Source organism: Vibrio sp. Y176, assembly GCF_033438945.1.
Genome location: NZ_JAWOQS010000265.1, coordinates 1 through 851, shown reverse-complemented (window position 1 = coordinate 851; position 851 = coordinate 1). Strand labels below are relative to the sequence as shown.

1 protein-coding gene is annotated in these 851 nt (G+C 45.6%); it reads right to left on the bottom strand.

What is annotated here, in order from left to right; all coding sequences use genetic code 11:
• A partial coding sequence (locus R7O13_RS25470; RefSeq protein ID WP_318305024.1) for a BCCT family transporter occupies positions 1–704 on the bottom strand: 704 nt, incomplete at its 3' end.
• Positions 705–851: the final 147 nt, after the last annotated feature.

Below are 851 nucleotides of genomic sequence, written 5' to 3'. Positions count from 1 at the left end.
GCAACGACCGCAAGAATGTCGATAACATGCCCTACCCAGCCCCAAACTCGTTCACCAAATAGCGGGTAGAAGATGGAACGCATGGTCAGTGGCAACCCTTTGTTGAACGAAAAAATCGCTAAGCCAAGGGCCAACAACGCATAAATCGACCAAGGGTGAAGTGCCCAGTGGTAAATGGTCGCAGCCATACCAAGTGCAGATGCAGCATCTGTATCACCAACCGCACCACCAAGTGGTGCCCAGTCGGTGCGCACACCATTTTCAATGTTCACGCCGCCAAGTGCAGAGCTGAAGTGCGACATTGGCTCAGACACACCAAAAAACACTAATCCGATGCCCATACCGGCTGCGAACAACATCGCGAGCCAAGACATGAATGAATAATCAGCGACGGCATCTTTACCGCCTAAGCGTATTTTCCCGAGCGGCGACACAATCAACGCTAAGCAGAAAATAACGAAAATGTTACCAGCGATAATAAACAGCCAGTCGAATGAACCAATGATCTTCCACTTAAGCCCATCCAATGCCGTCTTCGCGGTATGAGCATCTAGAACTAATGCTGCGACAAGAAACAGTGCAATAAAGCCTGCACTAATACCAAAAACTGGGTTATGAACATCAAAGCCCCACTTTTGAACGTTGTCTTGACCTACCGTATAGTCGGTACTGTCAATACTGTACTTATCTATACCCTTTGTCATCGTTCCTCTCTATTTTTGTATTATTTTTTCCGTACCAAACAAAAAATCGTTCGAACACGATACGTTTTACATTCCGTGAAAGCGGAAGATCCTATCATTTGAGGCGTTTTTGTCTATCTTTTGCTGTTAAAAAATCCAATAACTTAC